Source organism: Ignavibacteriales bacterium, from assembly GCA_016709765.1.
Lineage (GTDB): Bacteria > Bacteroidota > Ignavibacteria > Ignavibacteriales > Ignavibacteriaceae > IGN3.
In genome coordinates, this window is record JADJMD010000013.1 from 626982 (window position 1) to 642938 (window position 15957).

14 protein-coding genes and 3 pseudogenes are annotated in these 15957 nt (G+C 33.1%); 6 read left to right on the forward strand and 11 right to left on the reverse strand.

Annotated features, from left to right (window positions below):
* The first annotated feature begins 6 nt into the window (after positions 1 to 6).
* Both IPJ23_12380 and IPJ23_12385 read left to right on the forward strand, forming a co-directional pair.
* A complete protein-coding gene (locus IPJ23_12380; protein MBK7631478.1) occupies positions 7 to 393 on the forward strand; it encodes a hypothetical protein in 387 nt (128 codons plus the stop codon).
* A gap of 79 nt (positions 394 to 472) precedes the next feature.
* On the forward strand, positions 473 to 769 hold the full coding sequence (locus tag IPJ23_12385) for a YfhL family 4Fe-4S dicluster ferredoxin (GenBank protein MBK7631479.1): 297 nt from the start codon (positions 473 to 475) through the stop codon (positions 767 to 769).
* 82 nt (positions 770 to 851) lie between these two features.
* Here the strand turns inward: IPJ23_12385 and IPJ23_12390 are convergent, their stop codons facing one another.
* Positions 852 to 1205, reverse strand: a complete 354-nt coding sequence (locus IPJ23_12390) for a hypothetical protein (GenBank protein MBK7631480.1) — start codon at positions 1203 to 1205, stop codon at positions 852 to 854.
* Positions 1151 to 1810, reverse strand: coding sequence for a tetratricopeptide repeat protein (locus IPJ23_12395; protein ID MBK7631481.1), 660 nt, complete (start codon positions 1808 to 1810; stop codon positions 1151 to 1153). The genes IPJ23_12390 and IPJ23_12395 overlap by 55 nt, the downstream gene beginning before the upstream one ends.
* Positions 1811 to 1925: 115 nt before the next feature.
* Here IPJ23_12395 and IPJ23_12400 point away from each other — a divergent pair, with 115 nt between their 5' ends.
* Both IPJ23_12400 and IPJ23_12405 read left to right on the forward strand, forming a co-directional pair.
* Entirely contained in the window at positions 1926 to 2465 is a 540-nt protein-coding gene (locus IPJ23_12400; protein MBK7631482.1) for a DUF350 domain-containing protein, read from the forward strand.
* Positions 2466 to 2471: 6 nt separating this feature from the next.
* The gene (locus IPJ23_12405; protein MBK7631483.1) at positions 2472 to 3434 is read left to right on the forward strand and encodes a transglutaminase domain-containing protein; all 963 of its coding nucleotides are present in this window, start codon (positions 2472 to 2474) and stop codon (positions 3432 to 3434) included.
* A 3-nt stretch (positions 3435 to 3437) separates the two neighbouring features.
* Here IPJ23_12405 and IPJ23_12410 read toward each other — a convergent pair whose 3' ends face one another.
* The 4 genes and pseudogenes from IPJ23_12410 to IPJ23_12425 all read right to left on the reverse strand — a co-directional run bounded on the left by IPJ23_12410 (position 3438) and on the right by IPJ23_12425 (position 5957).
* Positions 3438 to 3791 carry a hypothetical protein gene (locus IPJ23_12410; protein MBK7631484.1) on the reverse strand — a complete coding sequence of 118 codons (354 nt, stop codon included), beginning with the start codon at positions 3789 to 3791 and terminating at the stop codon, positions 3438 to 3440.
* 3 nt (positions 3792 to 3794) lie between these two features.
* Positions 3795 to 4423: pseudogene (locus IPJ23_12415) on the reverse strand (NUDIX hydrolase N-terminal domain-containing protein).
* Positions 4424 to 4509: 86 nt separating this feature from the next.
* Positions 4510 to 5214: an SDR family oxidoreductase gene (locus IPJ23_12420; protein MBK7631485.1), complete on the reverse strand. Its 705-nt coding sequence runs from the start codon at positions 5212 to 5214 to the stop codon at positions 4510 to 4512.
* 47 nt (positions 5215 to 5261) lie between these two features.
* The gene (locus tag IPJ23_12425) at positions 5262 to 5957 is read right to left on the reverse strand and encodes a site-2 protease family protein (GenBank protein MBK7631486.1); all 696 of its coding nucleotides are present in this window, start codon (positions 5955 to 5957) and stop codon (positions 5262 to 5264) included.
* 188 nt (positions 5958 to 6145) lie between these two features.
* On the opposite strand from IPJ23_12425, the pseudogene IPJ23_12430 reads away from it, so the two are divergent.
* Positions 6146 to 9407 (forward strand): annotated as a pseudogene (locus IPJ23_12430) (glycosyl hydrolase).
* 69 nt (positions 9408 to 9476) lie between these two features.
* On the opposite strand, the gene IPJ23_12435 reads toward IPJ23_12430, so the two are convergent.
* Both IPJ23_12435 and IPJ23_12440 read right to left on the reverse strand, forming a co-directional pair.
* Positions 9477 to 10721, reverse strand: coding sequence for a T9SS type A sorting domain-containing protein (locus IPJ23_12435; GenBank protein MBK7631487.1), 1245 nt, complete (start codon positions 10719 to 10721; stop codon positions 9477 to 9479).
* 384 nt (positions 10722 to 11105) lie between these two features.
* A pseudogene (locus IPJ23_12440) lies at positions 11106 to 12582 on the reverse strand (DUF2779 domain-containing protein).
* A gap of 96 nt (positions 12583 to 12678) precedes the next feature.
* Here IPJ23_12440 and IPJ23_12445 point away from each other — a divergent pair.
* Positions 12679 to 13125, forward strand: coding sequence for a hypothetical protein (locus IPJ23_12445; protein MBK7631488.1), 447 nt, complete (start codon positions 12679 to 12681; stop codon positions 13123 to 13125).
* On the opposite strand, the gene IPJ23_12450 is transcribed toward IPJ23_12445, so the two are convergent.
* The 3 genes from IPJ23_12450 to IPJ23_12460 form a co-directional block, all read right to left on the reverse strand.
* Entirely contained in the window at positions 13114 to 13323 is a 210-nt protein-coding gene (locus tag IPJ23_12450) for a helix-turn-helix domain-containing protein (protein ID MBK7631489.1), read from the reverse strand. The two genes, IPJ23_12445 and IPJ23_12450, sit on opposite strands and share 12 nt — an antisense overlap.
* A gap of 117 nt (positions 13324 to 13440) precedes the next feature.
* Positions 13441 to 13632, reverse strand: coding sequence for a hypothetical protein (locus tag IPJ23_12455; GenBank protein ID MBK7631490.1), 192 nt, complete (start codon positions 13630 to 13632; stop codon positions 13441 to 13443).
* A gap of 109 nt (positions 13633 to 13741) precedes the next feature.
* Complete coding sequence (locus IPJ23_12460; protein MBK7631491.1) at positions 13742 to 15751, reverse strand: T9SS type A sorting domain-containing protein; 2010 nt, start codon at positions 15749 to 15751, stop codon at positions 13742 to 13744.
* Between the last annotated feature and the right edge of the window lie 206 nt (positions 15752 to 15957).

Genomic DNA, 15957 nt, shown 5'->3' on the forward strand with positions numbered 1-15957 from the left:
AACAAAATGATGATAAGTGAAGGATTTTTTAGATTATCAGCCATGGTTGGTTTTGTAATCGTGCTGATAATTTTATTATTCGGTTATCTGTTTTTTGAGCCTTTCCTGACTGAAGATACTATTAGTATTAAGGTTATTAATAAATCCCAATTTGGTAATGAACCTGGCAAATATTTTGTATTTACTGAAAACGAAGTGTTCTATAATTCAAATAACTATTATCAAAACAAAGAGAATGCGGATGAATTAAATGATAAAATATATCCTGGTACTTCTTATAAAGTTAAGGTTGTAGGCATTTATCTTCCCTGGCTCCCTAGGTTTAGAAATATTATAAAAATTCTGGAAATTAATGGAATTCCCGTCATAGAAACACCAGTAAAAAGCAAATAATGTTCTTATTATTCCAACATTTTATTATTTTTGAAATAACAAATAAATTAATTAACCCAAATAGAAAAGGGGCTCATATATGGCAGTTCTTATAACTGATGAATGTATTTCTTGTAACGCTTGCGAAATAGAATGTCCTAACAATGCAATTTACGCCGCAGGAGATGTTTGGCTTTTAGATGGTGAACACGAAGCATTAAACTCAGATCATACATATATCGCTGTAGATAAATGTACCGAATGTGTTGGCTTTTATGATGAACCACAATGTATTCCGGCTTGTCCAACGGAAGCAATAATTATGGATCCGGATCATCAAGAAACTAAAGAACAGTTAATGGCTAAGAAAGAACATTTAGATAAAGTTGGAAGATAATTTTTTTTCTAAACTTTTTTAAGGGAGCGATAAGCTCCTTTTTTTTTTACAAAAAAGATGAGAATTGTTACAATAATTACTATTAACGTTTCGATTTTTTTTGAACTTTCTTCTTTTGTGTTTTCTTTTTGGGATCGCAATATTTTTTAGTCATTTCGTAAGCATCAAAATACCCAAGCTCACCTGATTTCTTAAAATCCTCACAGGCATTATCAAATTCTTCAAGTTTGATGTTAGTTTCACCTCGTAAGTATAAGGCTTTTGCTGAAGAAGTATCAATTTTCAATATTTTATTATAATTAATAAGAGCCCCTGCAATATCGTTAACTTTTATTTTTGCATCAGCTAAATCAAAATGGGTATTTATGTTTAACGAATCAATCAGTAAAGAATTTTCATAATCCTCAATTGCACCGATAAAATTACCAAGCAGCATTTTTCGTTAGCACGATTGTAGTATGCAATTCCATCGGTTGTATCTAATACTAAAGCCTTAGAGTAATTATCAACAGCTAACTTACTATTGCCCATCATAGCGTAAAGGTTGCCAATGTTTACGTAAGTTTTAGAATTTCTTGAATCATACTTTGCAGCCTTTAAATAGTACTCTAATGCAAGTTGATTTTCACCATTAATAAATTCCAGGTAACCTAAATTAAAAAGCAAATCTGCAGATTCAGAATTTATGTCATAAGCTTCACGAAAATCCTGTTTTGCTTTTTCAAGTTCATCAAATTCTAAAAATATTTTCCCTCTTAAATAGTGGGCATTAAAATTATTTTCAAGTTCTAAAGATTTAGTAAGATCATTCATTGCTAAATTTTTGTTATCAATTTTGTAATTGGCTTTAGCGCGCAAAATATAAAAATCGGGTTCATTATTTTTTATTTCTAATGCACGATTAATAAAAGTAATAGCAGTTTGATATTTACCTTCGCTATAAGCCTTTAGTGCAGAATCATATTCCTGTAATTGGATTGTGCTTGCACATCCAATTAAAATAAATCCGATAATAGGGTAAATAAATTTTCTTTGTAGCATCATTTTATTAAGAATTAGTTTTTTGATTAATAATTTTAATTTACAAATTAACCTAAATACAATAAATTCTTTTATCAATTATTATTAATTTCGGACAACACAAAAAGAGAGTTTTATGGATTTATCACTACTAATTTCCGGCTTCTTACAATTATTTCTTTCACTATTTATCGGTATAATTTTTATTTATGCCGGATTTAAATTCTTTCATAAACGAATTAAGCCTATAAACATAATTGGAGAACTAAAGAAAAATAATATAGCTGTTGCAATACTAAATGCTTCAATAATTTTAGCTTTAGTAATTATGGTTAAAAACGCTATTGAGCCAGCGATCACTGTGTTTAGTATGGCACTCAGAAATCCGAATGCAACTTTTGGTTCCTTCATTCAAATGGCTGGAATAATGTTAGTACAAATAATACTTGCTGGATTTATCGCATACATTTCGATTTATCTTGCAATAAATTTATACACTCATTTAACTAAGGACTTAGATGAACTTGGGGAAATAAAAAACAACAATATAGCTGTGAGTATTGTTCTTGGAATTGTTATTATTTCAGTTTCGTTGCTTATGCAACAAGGGATTAAATCCATTCTTGATGCGCTTATTCCATTTCCTTCTATTTCCTTAAAAGATATTGGGTTATAAATCCTAATGAAAAAAGGGTGTGCTGCAAGTTTTGGATGTTCTGGGATAATTGTAATACTACTATTTGCAATTCTTATTATAAATTTTATTTCAAATCTTAATTTTAATTTTGATGAATTTGAGGAAACAAACAGTGACTACACTTTTAAAATAGATACACTGGGCAATCAACATATCATTACTTCTGATTTTAATTGGAAGTTTACTTCATCATCACTCGGAAGAAAGAACTATAAAATATCTTTCCAACTTTTAGCTATAGAGGTCCAGAAAGCTTTGGCATATTTGGATGAAGTTGCAAAACTAAGTGCACACGATTTAAATATTGATCCTAGTTTTAGAACCGATCAAGTATATTATGCAAAACTTGTTTGGCATGAAATCTACAAACGAATTTACTGGCAATCTTTTGATAAGATTGATAACATTCTAAACGGCTTTGATGAAATCTTTATTAAAGAAAATTTGAGTGATCTTGATAAAATTTATTTTATCATCTCATTTGTGCAAAATATAAAATATAAAAGGCCCGGTGGTCAACTTGATTTGCTTCCGCCTCTTGGAACACTGGCAACTAAATATGGTGATTGTGATACTAAAGCACTTTTGCTTTATGTTTTATTAGAAAAAACTGGTGTAGATTGTGTGATGTTCTGGAGTTTTCATTATAAGCATGCGATGCTTGGGGTTGCAATAAATGCTCGTGGCAACCATAAAACTAACAACGGAAAGAATTATTATTTTGTTGAAACAACTTATCCCGGATGGATGATCGGCGATATCGATCCAAACATGGATAATTTAAGCTTATGGTATGTAGATGATATTGATTCTGATAAGTTGAAGGTAAATTACAAATACGACAAGGAAATCGATGAAAAGAAAAGTAGATTTAAAGATAAAAGAAGTGTTCAAACTGAGGATAATGATTCCGGAAAAAGGAATAAGGCATCTCCATCAAAGAACTAAAAACTATTTGAGATTAACTGAATTGAGAAAATATTCTATTATTGTCTCTCCATCTATTAAAGGATCCTCAGTAACCCCTGTTTCAAAATTACCATCAACTTTTTTTGTTAATCTTTCAGCAGCATCACGAATTTCTTTGGGTATTGTATGATCTTCCTGAAGTTTGGTTAGCATTGTTATCGCAGATGCACCATAGTTCCTGTTTGGATGAAATTCTAACCAATGTTCGATAGCCATTCCACAAGCTCTTCTAGCACAAACACGTGCTTGTCCGATGTTACCAATTTCTTTTGCGTGCTCACCTTGATTAAGTTCAGCTTTAGCAACATTGTAAACTAAATCTCTTACTCCACTCATAATTCAATCAAAATAAGTTTTTCTTTCAGGATTTTCTAGATGAAGTTTAATCTCATTTATATGTTTTTCATTTGTACGATTTAAAGATAATGATGGAAGTTTATAGAAGTCAAAGAATTTTACATCCAATGTTTCTTCACTTGGTGTAGCTTTGCCACCTAATAGTTCACATAAAAATATAATTTTGAATGCATTAAAAATTCCAATCTACCACCAACTCTGTTTGCATCATAAACGCCAATTACTTTTATTGGTTTTACATCAAATCCACTTTCTTCTTTGCACTCTCTGCTTGCAACTTCAGAAGGAACATCGCCAACATCAGCCCAGCCACCGGGCATTGCCCAGCAATTATCTGTGGATTCCTGTACTAGTAATATCTTTCCATCTTTAACTACAGCTGCTCGAACATCAATCTTTGGTGTTGCATAACCCGGCTGCTCCATTAAAATTTTTACTAATGATTCTTTTTCAAGAATTGTATGGTGTTCAATAATCTCAGCCGTTATTTCAGTTAATCTTTTATAACGATCTTTTTCATAATCGGTAACAGCAAAGGCTGATCCTGTTTGAGAAAGCTGTTGAATCTCTCTAGCTATTGCAAGCCATTTTGGTGTTTGTTCTTCTTTCATTAGTCTTTTCTTGTCATTCAGACCTTGAGCTGGAATCTAAATTATTATATTAGAAAGATTCCCGCTTTTGCGGGAATGACCATAGTTTAAAAGGGATTTGTTGCCCACACTGTCACTTCTGGAATAAAACCTCTATCATCCATTTCTAAAGTTGAAACTATGGTGTGTGCTATTTCCAAAGGACGTAATTTATTTTTCACTTCAGCTTTTTCATTCCGATTGTTATCTCCAAATGCTGTTGTTACTTCACTGGGATTAACAAGAATAACACGAACATTATATTTCCTCAACTCTGCCTGCCAGCACTGCGTCATTCCGCGTAAAGCAAATTTGGATGAAGCGTAAACAGTTCCATTTGCAAAACCTTTTGTGCCTGCTGTTGATGCGATATTAATGATGTTTCCAGACTTTTGTTTCTTAAAAAGTTTAGCTGCTTCACTTGCCATAAGCGCTGCACCAAATACATTAACATCATAAATATGATGGAATGCTTTCATATCAAGTTCAGTAATTTCATTCCAAGCATCTCCAATTCCAGCATTGTTTATCAGACAATCGAGCTTACCAAATTCTTTTAAGAATAATACATAAGTATTGTGTACTTCGTTATCTATTGCAACATCTGCGTGGATTGCGAACGCACCGATTTCTTTTGCAACTTTATCCAGCTTTAATTTATCTCTGCCCGTAATTGCAACTTTGCCGCCTTTTTCGATTAGAAGTTTTGCAGTTGCTTTTCCAATTCCGGCGCTACCGCCGGTAACAAGGAATGTTGAATTATTAATATTCATTTGTGCCTCTTTTTATTGCAAAGTTAATAAGAAATCGGGAATAATGATTACTGATAATTACTCCCCGGATAAAGAAGATTGATTACAATTAAATGAATTTTAAAGTAGATTAAATCAAATAAATTCCACGCAATAAATAATCCCACTAATGCAAAAGCAGGTTTACGTACAAAGTTTAGATACTTTCTTCCTGTTTCTTCACTCAAATACATTGGAGGAACAGCACTGCCATCCAACGGAGGAAACGGAAGCAGATTAAAAACAAACAAAATAAGATTTAGCGAGAACATAACACTTATTATCTTTGCAAGAATTTCTGTCCAACCTGCACTTGCACCAGAAACAATTCCGGAAATTGTAATACTATCCGGTTGATAGAAAATTCCAAATGCAATACCAACGTGAATTATTATTACTGATATCATAAATAAAATAAAATTAGAGATTGGTCCTGCTGCTGCCATTGCTGCTGCCTTCTTTGGATAATCGTGGGCCCATTGAGGATTGTAAGGAGTACTTGCCCAACCGATCATCCAACCTCCTGCAATAAAAGAAAGTATGGGTACTAGAACAGTACCAAATGGTTCTCTTTTTATATGTGGAATAGGATTTAAACTTACTTGCCCTACTTTATGAGCAGTATCATCACCCATTTTATAAGCAGTAAATGCGTGCGCCGCTTCGTGAAATACAGTTGATAATAAAAAAATTACGTACCAAAGGATGCCGTCTGCTATGTTCATAAATGATTTTGATAAATTAATAACAATCGATTTAATGGAACTGTAACATAAACTAAATATGATTATTGTTCAACAAAATGATAAGCTGTCAATAGAAATGATAAGTTGGTTGGTTTAAAAAACTCAAATCTCTAATTTTAAAGTAGAAATAATATTAAATCTGTTAATTTCTTTTTCCCGGAGTTACAATGAAACTCAGAATATTTACATCTCTATTAATAATTCTAATTTCTTTTTCAATCTTTGCCCAGGATAATGACCAAGACAAAAAGAAGATAATAATCCTTACAAATCTGAAACATTTAACGGATTAAAATTCCGATCGATTGGTCCTGCCGTTACTTCAGGCAGGGTTGTAGATTTTGCAGTTAATCCTCATGATCTTAATGAATATTATGTTGCAGTTGCATGCGGTAATGTCTGGAGGACTACTAACTCGGGAACTAGTTGGAATCCAATTTTTGATAAATATGATTCACACTCAATCGGCTGTGTAACGCTTGATCCAAATAATCAACATGTTGTTTATATTGGAACCGGGGAAAACAATTCTCAGCGTAGTGTTTCTTGGGGCAATGGAATTTATAGAAGTGAAGACGGCGGAATGAGTTTTACAAATATTGGATTAAAAAAATCAGAACACATCGCAAAAATTTTAATTGACCCGCGTGATTCAAAAGTAATTTATGTTGCGGCTCAAGGTCCACTTTGGGGTCCTGGTGGCAATCGTGGTTTATATAAATCTACAAACTACGGAGCAACGTGGGATTCCGTTTTATACATAAGTCCTAACACAGGAGTTACAGATATTGTAATGGATCCACGAAATCCTGATGTTCTTTATGCAGCTTCGTATCAACGCAGAAGGCACGTTTGGACATTGATAAATGGCGGACCTGAAGGTGCAATTTATAAATCAACAGACGCAGGAAAAACTTGGAATAAGCTTACGAGCGGGTTGCCAAGTAGTGATGTAGGAAGAATTGGGCTAGCCGTTTCAACTGTAAACCCTGATTTTGTTTACGCAATTGTAGAAGCTGCAAATGATGGTAGCGGATTTTATCGTTCCACTAATCGTGGTGCGAGCTGGGAAAAGATGAGTGATTATAAAAATGTTAGCGCGCAGTATTACTCTGAAATCTTTTGTGATCCAGTTGATGTAAATAAAGTTTATGCTTTAGATACTTATTCTTCTATCACAACAGATGGAGGAAAATCGTTTGATCGCATTAGTACAAAGGGCAGACATATTTGATGATCATGCATTTTGGATTAATCCTAAGAATGCGAATCATTTTTTGATTGGGGGTGATGGCGGAATCTATGAAACTTTTGACGGCGGAAAACAATGGTTATTTAAATCGAATCTGCCAATAACTCAATTTTATAGAATAGCTATAGATAATTCTGAACCGTTTTATTGGGTTTACGGTGGGACACAAGATAACAATAGTCTTGGTGCACCTTCGCAAACAATTAATGAAGAAGGAATTATGAATTCTGATTGGATACCAACTCTTGGCGGTGATGGATTTGAACCGCAAGTTGATCCAACTGATCCTAATATTATTTATACGCAATACCAGTATGGTGAATTACACAGATACGATAAAAGGAGCGGAGAAATAACCCATATACATATTATGGAAGAGCTTGGAGGAGAACCATATAGAAGACATTGGGATTCGCCTTTAATTTTAAGTCCACATAAAACCACCAGACTCTATTATGCAGCAAATAAAGTTTTTAGAAGTGATGATAGAGGTGATAATTGGGAAGTAATTAGTCCCGATCTGTCCAGACAACTAGACCGCAACAAACTAAAAGTAATGGATATGATATGGAGTGTTGATGCCGTTGCAAAAAACGCTTCAACTTCGTTTTACGGTACAATTGTTTCACTTTCCGAATCACCAATTGTAGAAGGATTAATCTATGCCGGGACTGATGATGGTTTAATTCAGGTTACGGAAGATGGTGGGAAAAATTGGAGAAGAATAGAAAGTTTTCTGGATGTACCTGAGATGAGTTATGTTTCCTGTTTATTTGCTTCCGAGCACGATGCTAATACAGTATATGCAACATTTGATAATCATAAGATGGCTGATTTTAAACCATACGTTCTGGTAAGTAAAGACAGAGGGAAAAGTTGGAAATCAATCAAAGGTAATTTACAGGAAAACCAGGTCGTTTATTCGCTTATTCAGGATAACATAAAAGCGAATCTATTATTTGTTGGAACAGAGTATGGTATTTATTTTTCAATTAATGAAGGCAAAAACTGGATTCAACTCAAGGGCGGACTTCCAACTCAAGCGGTTAGAGATATGCACATCCAAACAAGAGAGAATGATCTTGTGATTGGAACATTTGGGAGAGGAATTTACATACTTGATAACCTCACTCCATTGCGTGAACTTTCTGAAAGTACTTTAAATGAAAACGCTTATAAATTATTTCCCGTTAAAGATGCTTTAATGTTTTTAAAAGAAACGCTACTTTCGGATCACAGGGTAGTACGCTTTATAAAGCTGATAATCCGGACTTTGGGGCTACATTTACTTACTATTTAAAAGAAGCACCTAAAACATTAAAACAGCAAAGACAAAAAAAAGAAAAGGAATTAATAAAAGATAATAAACCAGTTTATTACCCAACCTGGGAAGAGTTGAGAAAAGAAGATAATGAAGAATCACCGTATTTGCTTTTTACAGTTTATGACGAGTTGGGTAATGTAGTTAGAAATCTAAAATCAGATGTTAAATCAGGAGTTAACAGAATTACCTGGGATTTAAGATATCCTTCAACTGATCCAATTAAAAAATATCAAGTGATAATCCAAGCGGTATTCCTGTACTGCCGGGCAAGTATAGTGTTACAATGTCTATCAGTGTAGATGGTAAATTAAATCAAGTCGCAGGTCCGGAAAGTTTTGAAGCGAAGGTATTAAATAATGTAACACTACCAGCAAGTGATAGAAATGAATTAATCGCTTTCCAGAAAAAAGTTGCAGAACTAAACAGAGCTGTAATGGCTGCAGTAGAAATCAATGCTGATTTAACGAATAGAATTGAGTTAATTAAAACTGCTATTGAGCAATCACCCGGCTCACAAGTTGCTTTAATTGAACAGGCCAATATAATTGCTGAGAAAAATAGAGATATATACAGACTGCTGGTTAATGATCAAACTTTAACAAAACGAAATGAACCTGTTCATCCGGCGGTTATTGATCATATATCAGAAATTGTTTGGGGAATGTGGAGTACCTCCTCAGTCCCAACTCAATCACTTACAGATGGTTATAATGTAGCTAAAGAGGAATTCAAACCTTTGCTAGAACAATTAAAAAAGCTGCAAGAAGTAGATATAATAAATCTGGAAAACGAAATGGAAAAATATGATGCTCCATGGACGCCCGGAAGAAAAATGCCGGATTGGAAAGAATAACTTTTCTCTGCTACTCCTCCTTGGCGTCTCTAAAGTAAAGAATAACATTTAACCACAGAGGCGCTGAGATTACTTTAATAAAATCATTTTACGTGTTTGAATAAAGTCTACTGAACGCAAAATATAGAAATAAATTCCTGATGAAAGATTTGAAGCATTAAACTCTACTTCATAACTATCAGCATTTCTATACTCATCAACTAAGTTAGCAACTTCATTTCCTAGAACATCATATATTTTTAATGTAACAAATTGGCTGCTGCCAATTGCAAATTGAATACGGGTATTTGGATTAAACGGGTTTGGATAATTTTGTCCTAAATTAAATTTTGTTGGTATTTCTTTTAATTCTTTTACATCAGTAACAACTTTATTAACACTTTTATATAAGCCGTAATAATCCATTCCAGCAAAAAGATACCCCGTACTGTTTGTTAATAAACTCAATACATATTTATCCTCACCCATGCCTGATTTTACAAGTTGCCAAGTTTCTCCATTATTAGTTGAAGTATAAACCCAATAACCAAGTGTACCGGCGTACATTGAGCCATCTGAGTTAATAATTAAACTGCTGTAATCAGGTCCCGCTCCTGTTTTGTTTACCCAATTAATTCCATTATCTGTGGATTTATAAATGCCATAGCCAAGTGTTGACAAAAATACTTCATTCATATTATTTACTGCAAAAGCACTTGGTGTAAATGAAACAAAACCATTGGTTGTGCTATTCCAAGAACCGCCGTTATTATCAGAGTAATAAACTTTTCCATAGCTGGCAGCTAATATTCTTCCATTACTTAATTTTGTTATAGCATAAATATTATCAGTTTGATCGAATACCTGTTCCCAGTTAGTGCCGCCATCCGTAGAGCCATAAATTCCACCTTGCGTGGAAGTATAATTTAAACCAACATAAACATATCCGTTTTGATCGACATAAACGCAGTTCATTCCGGTCAAAGCATCCCAAACTTTATTCCAGGTAATTCCTCCATCGGTAGATTTATAAACACCACTGCCAAATTGTGAACCGATTGTGGCAGTATAAATATTCCCGGAATTATCTTTTGCAAAAGAAATTACCCAATGATTTGTCAAACCCGATTCACTCCATGAAAAACCCAGATCGGTGGATTTAAATATCCCTTTAGCATAAGTGCCTGCTAAAATGTTGTCTGAGGAATTGGTAATCATTGAGTAAACGCTGTAAAGAGAAGTGTTGTCTGACGGGAAATTTGTCTTTTCCCAAAAATCCTGTGAATAGCAAAAACTAATTGAAAGAATGAACAAAAAAAGTATTCTTGATTTCATAATCTCCCCTATGAGATGGTTTGATAAATTTTTCTACTACAAATATATTAAGATTTTATAACGACTGAAAGAAAGTGATCCGATTGTTTATTTTAATTTTATTTTGGTTTTTTTTTTTTTTTTTTTTTTTTTTTTTTTTTTTTTTTTGCCTTCTCTCCTCCTCCCCCAGTCTTAACTTTAATGGAACTTTAGCTTTAATAAGAGATTGATCAAAATTGAATGATTTGGTATTAATATTTTCATCTCTTTCAACAATCTTAATTTTGCAGCTTAGTTCAATAAGAGTATCACATAAAATAAATACCGATCTATGTTTATGGCGTATATCATAGAAATAAATACCTAATAAAGATTCGAGAAAATCAATAATTTCGGTTGGAGTTTTCATAGATTCTCCAATTTTTCTAAAATCCTCACCATTGCAAAAGTATCAAGTTTACAATACTCAAGTAAATTTGTTCTGGTATCTGCAATCTTCATTAAATCAGTTTCATAGTAAAGACTTTCAAATGCAACAGAAGCAAGTCCGCCTTCATTTATTTCTAAGTCTTTATAACTCAGTTCAGGAATTAAAGCCGGTAAAACATATTTGATTGAATACGATCCCTGCATTTTGTACGTATAATAATATTTTTTCTGAAACGGCAGCATCAAATCTTTAACACGATTTATTCGTTCCTCAATTTCTTTTTTGTATTTAGGAAAAGCCTCAGCAATTTCTTTTAGTCTTAACGCTTCAAAAGATTTATTGTATGTAAGAATGTCGCCTTCACTCTTAGTATCACGCAAAAGATTTTCTATAAACTTAACTCGCGGATCATTTCCTGTCTCAGCTAAAAATTCAAAATGTTCAACATTACTTTTCTTGCTTTTCTTGTAGTGCAAAGAATACTGAAATGGTATTTGCATATACGGCCTGGAATTATCAAACATGGGAACTGCGGGCTGAAATGTTTCAAAATCAATAAAGTAAATAGGATAATTTAAATTGGATAAAAATTCTTTTATTGCTTTTTTATCAATCAGATCTTTTTTGCTATTGTAAACTTCAAGCTGGAGCTTTGCATTTTTAGATAGATCCGCATCAGCGGGAACATCTTGCAGTTTAACGATACCATTTCTATAAAGATCATACTTTTTGTTAAGATGTATTCCTGAAAGATCGAAGATTGAGTTTTCCGGAATATGTTTTCTGCAATATTCATAAAAGCCGCAAGTGTAAGGATCGTAACAATGCTCGCCGATATCAATCACAGGTATTGATCTTCTTGCTAAAACTTTTTTTAAATCGTGTTACATTTTCCGCTACCCATTTTTGCAACGGCAGAATTAATTTTAAAACTGATTCTGTCATAAAGAGTTCATCCAGATTCAGTTCACCTTTTCTTACATATTGATTATTTATGTAAGTGATTGAAAAATCTTTAACCTTATACCCGCAATTAGAGATAACCCAATACTGTAAAGCCGCATCACGAATGTATGTTTCTGAAATTGATGTGGAGCTTTTTACCTCATAAACACTTAATCCGAATTTTTCATTAACCACAATATCTGCAACAGCAAGCACATCACTATAATTAAATGATGCTTCATAAATAACTTTTTGGTTTTCTTTAATGATTTTTTTTGTCTCTATGACAGCCTTATCATATTCAAATTGTGATTTGGGTGAAGCATCAATCCCATTTGGAAAAAGTTGTTGCGCTAACTTGCCAACATCAGTTCCGCGTTTAAAAATTGCTTTCTGCATATCAGAAAGCTGATCCATTTCATTATAAAGATGCTTATATAAGTAAAGATGTTTTTCGCATTGAACACCGCGAATAAAAGAAGATTTGCTGAGAAGATGTGAGCCCATTAAATATCCTATCTGCTATAATTTCCATATGTAATTTAGCCTTTTTACAAATCAATTTGGTAACTTGCCATACAATATTATACAGGGTATTGGATAGTGAAAATAATTTTAACGATAGCTTTATTCCTTTTTGCTCTGAATATTCTGGCGCAGGATAAATTTTATACTAAAGGTTTAGCAAATGGTTATGCCTGGACGGCTTCGCCCACTGTCAGTATGCTAGCATACACAAAGGGCGAATCACTTTCTAGAATGTTAAATCGTAGAAAATATCAAACTGAAATCCAGAGGGATGTTTCCTTTCCACTGGGCTGTGATTCAGAAATTGAAGATTTATTAAACGCCAAAGCATCTTCCACGATTGATTTGCAGACGATAGAGAAATTGATTGATAAGTTTTATGAAAAGGAAGAAAATTTAACTATTCCGGTTTTAGGAGCATATTGTTGTTGCATTAAAGAACTTGCCGGAAAAAGTGTCAAGGAAATTGAGATGTATAGAAAAGAATTATTAGAATTTTCTTCTGTGAAATCAGAAAAGTAGCGGTTCTTCAGGTTTCTGTTTAGATTTTTTTTCTTTTTTTTGATCTTTAAGAAAATCCGCAAAATCTTCTTTGGTAATAATATAAATTTTGCCAACTTGCGTGGATTTTAATGTTCCATTTTTTATATGGTATAATACCCCGGAATGACTCATATCTAAAAGTTTTGCGACTTCCTGAACACTAAATAAATCTTTCATAAGCTTTTCTGAAATAGTGAAACTAATTTTACTACGAAATTAAGGTATTAAGACAATAGTTTCAACGACCGCCAATGAAAGAATGTTGAAAGAAAAGATCAGAAATTGCAAAGACTTTTAATTTGCATTTGATAATGCGTTAATAAGTTGTTTCTTATTTTTTCTATCTTTGATTACAACACCCACATAACTTGCAACAAATATTGAGATTGCTAAACACAGTACGATTACACTTAATATGTTGCCATCACTCATACCTAACAAAACGTGTAAAGATTGAAGGGTAAGAAAAATTAATATTGCTTTCATTTCTACCTCTAATTATGATTTAATTACGAGGTAAAATTATGTAATCATTTTATCTCAAATTTAAACTTACTGTTACGATAACATTAACAAATTGTTAAGCGTACAAAATCTACTTCAATAAAATCATACTTTTTGAATATGGCATTCCATTTACGCGCAAAGTGTAAAAATACACGCCGCTTGATAATCCAACTCCATCAAAATTTAGCTTGTAACTTCCAGCAGGTTTTTCTTCGTTTACAAGAGAAGCAATCTCATTCCCAAGTACATCATAAATTTTCAAATCAACTTTTCCAGATGCTGTTAAATCAAAACTAATTATTGTGCTAGGATTAAATGGATTCGGGTAATTCTGGTAGAGAACAAATTCATCCGGAATATTTTTACTATTGTCATCTTCTACATCAGTAATGGGAGAAAATAAATTTTTATAAAAGGTAAAGTTCCCCGTGTACTCACCGATAATCATATCTTTTCTTCCATCACCGTCTAGATCGGCAAACCCAGGGGAGGAACTTTGATCAACTTCAATTCCCGCAAACATTGAATCTGCTCTTACCCAAACCGGAGTTGTTCTATTTCCTTCATTTCTATAATAAGTTATATCACCCCAAATGCTACCGATAATTAAATCATAGTCATCATCATTATCTATATCTGCTAGAGTTGGTCTTCTGTAATTTGGAAACGTTACCGTTGAAAAGGTTGATGTGTTTATTGTAAAAACATTGTTTCCATCGTTTGTGTAGTAGCTTGTTTGAATTCCATCTTCAGCACCCACAAGTATATCCAAATCATTATCTCCATCAAGATCAACCAACGAAGGGATGCTTGACCAACCAACATCAATACCACTAAACATAGTCGTGTTTTGAACAAAGCTTCCATTATTATTTAAATAAAGATACACCTGCCCGCTTAATGCCCCTGAGACAATATCATAATCATTATCATTGTCTATATCAACAAAAACAGGAGTGCTGTAAGAACTTAGTGAGATATTGGAAAAACTCATTGTGGTTTCATTAAATATGGGTTTTGCTGATGTACCCTCATTCTTAAAATAAACAAATTTACCCAACCAGGTTCCACTTAACAAATCATTATCACCATCGCCATCAAAATCTGCTAAAGATACTGTTGCACCGCCAGCATTAAGTTTTATTATTTTAAAGTAATCGGGATAATTTTGAAACGATGGGGAAGAAACTGTTCCAATATTTCTGTAAACATAAAGCACACCATTATCAGTCCCATAAACAAGATCATAATCTCCATCATAGTCCAGATCTACCAGATCAGGATTTTTCCAGTAGGTTGTTGATTCAACACTGGAAAAAGTTGTTGTATTTTGTGTCCAAACTGGAATTTGATTAGTCCCGGTATTTTTATAATAAACAAGTGTCTGTAAATCTCTGCCAAACAATAAATCAAAATCGCCGTCATTATCTAAATCCGCAAAAGTTGGATATGCATTTAACCCGATATCAGGTATGCCATCAACTAAAGTGCTGTCTAAAACAAATTCTGGTTTTGTTTCTGATCCTGTATTTCTGTACCCCAAGGTTTTTCCAGCTATCACACCACCATAAAATGATTCACCTAATCCAACGAATAAATCAAGATCGCCATCATTATCTATATCAACAAATGCAGGTTTTGAATCCGTTCCGATTTCTAAATCAACATATGTAAATATTGTATCAATTGGCACAAAATCCGGTGTGTAAACAGTTCCAATATTTTTGTAATAACGTAATCCGTTAAATCCGCTGATTACTAAATCCAGAACATCGTCACCGTCTAAATCTATAAAAGTAGGATAGGCCGAGTTTGTATTTATCTGCCCTATACCATAAACACCTGCAAGGACTGATATATCTTTACTAAAAGTAGTTGGGAATGAGTGAGAATTATTCCAGAAAAAATCTGTAACCCCATCAAGATTGCCAATAATTAAATCTGGATTGCCATCATTATTTAAGTCTGCAAATTCAGGAGCGGAAAAACTTTTTACTGTTACACCTGAAACTGAAAAAACCGAATCGACTTTTAACCAGTTTTGCGAAAAAAGATTTATAGAGGATAAAACCAAGAAAAGAAAAACTAAATTTTTCACAACAAACTCCTGAATAAAATAATTAAGTAAGTAAAAATAAGGAATGTTAATCGGAAAGACAGGGTTTTAATTCCCTCATAATTATCAATCCTTTTCAAGAGAAAAGGATTTTGCAGTAACTATACGAATGTAATCACTTTGCTTTCTAAATTACTTTAGATTTTTGTCCAGTTAGTTTTTAAAATAATCTTTGATCATAGTTTAGA

Coding starts and splice junctions, on each gene's coding strand:
- IPJ23_12455 (MBK7631490.1), bottom strand. CDS start 13,632: ATGAAAGCAATATTAATTTTTCTTACCCTTCAATCTTTACACGTTTTG.
- IPJ23_12380 (MBK7631478.1), top strand. CDS start 7: ATGATGATAAGTGAAGGATTTTTTAGATTATCAGCCATGGTTGGTTTT.
- IPJ23_12450 (MBK7631489.1), bottom strand. CDS start 13,323: ATGAAAGATTTATTTAGTGTTCAGGAAGTCGCAAAACTTTTAGATATG.
- IPJ23_12390 (MBK7631480.1), bottom strand. CDS start 1,205: ATGCTGCTTGGTAATTTTATCGGTGCAATTGAGGATTATGAAAATTCT.
- IPJ23_12385 (MBK7631479.1), top strand. CDS start 473: ATGGCAGTTCTTATAACTGATGAATGTATTTCTTGTAACGCTTGCGAA.
- IPJ23_12420 (MBK7631485.1), bottom strand. CDS start 5,214: ATGAATATTAATAATTCAACATTCCTTGTTACCGGCGGTAGCGCCGGA.
- IPJ23_12435 (MBK7631487.1), bottom strand. CDS start 10,721: ATGAAATCAAGAATACTTTTTTTGTTCATTCTTTCAATTAGTTTTTGC.
- IPJ23_12400 (MBK7631482.1), top strand. CDS start 1,926: ATGGATTTATCACTACTAATTTCCGGCTTCTTACAATTATTTCTTTCA.
- IPJ23_12395 (MBK7631481.1), bottom strand. CDS start 1,810: ATGCTACAAAGAAAATTTATTTACCCTATTATCGGATTTATTTTAATT.
- IPJ23_12425 (MBK7631486.1), bottom strand. CDS start 5,957: ATGAACATAGCAGACGGCATCCTTTGGTACGTAATTTTTTTATTATCA.
- IPJ23_12410 (MBK7631484.1), bottom strand. CDS start 3,791: ATGAGTGGAGTAAGAGATTTAGTTTACAATGTTGCTAAAGCTGAACTT.
- IPJ23_12405 (MBK7631483.1), top strand. CDS start 2,472: ATGAAAAAAGGGTGTGCTGCAAGTTTTGGATGTTCTGGGATAATTGTA.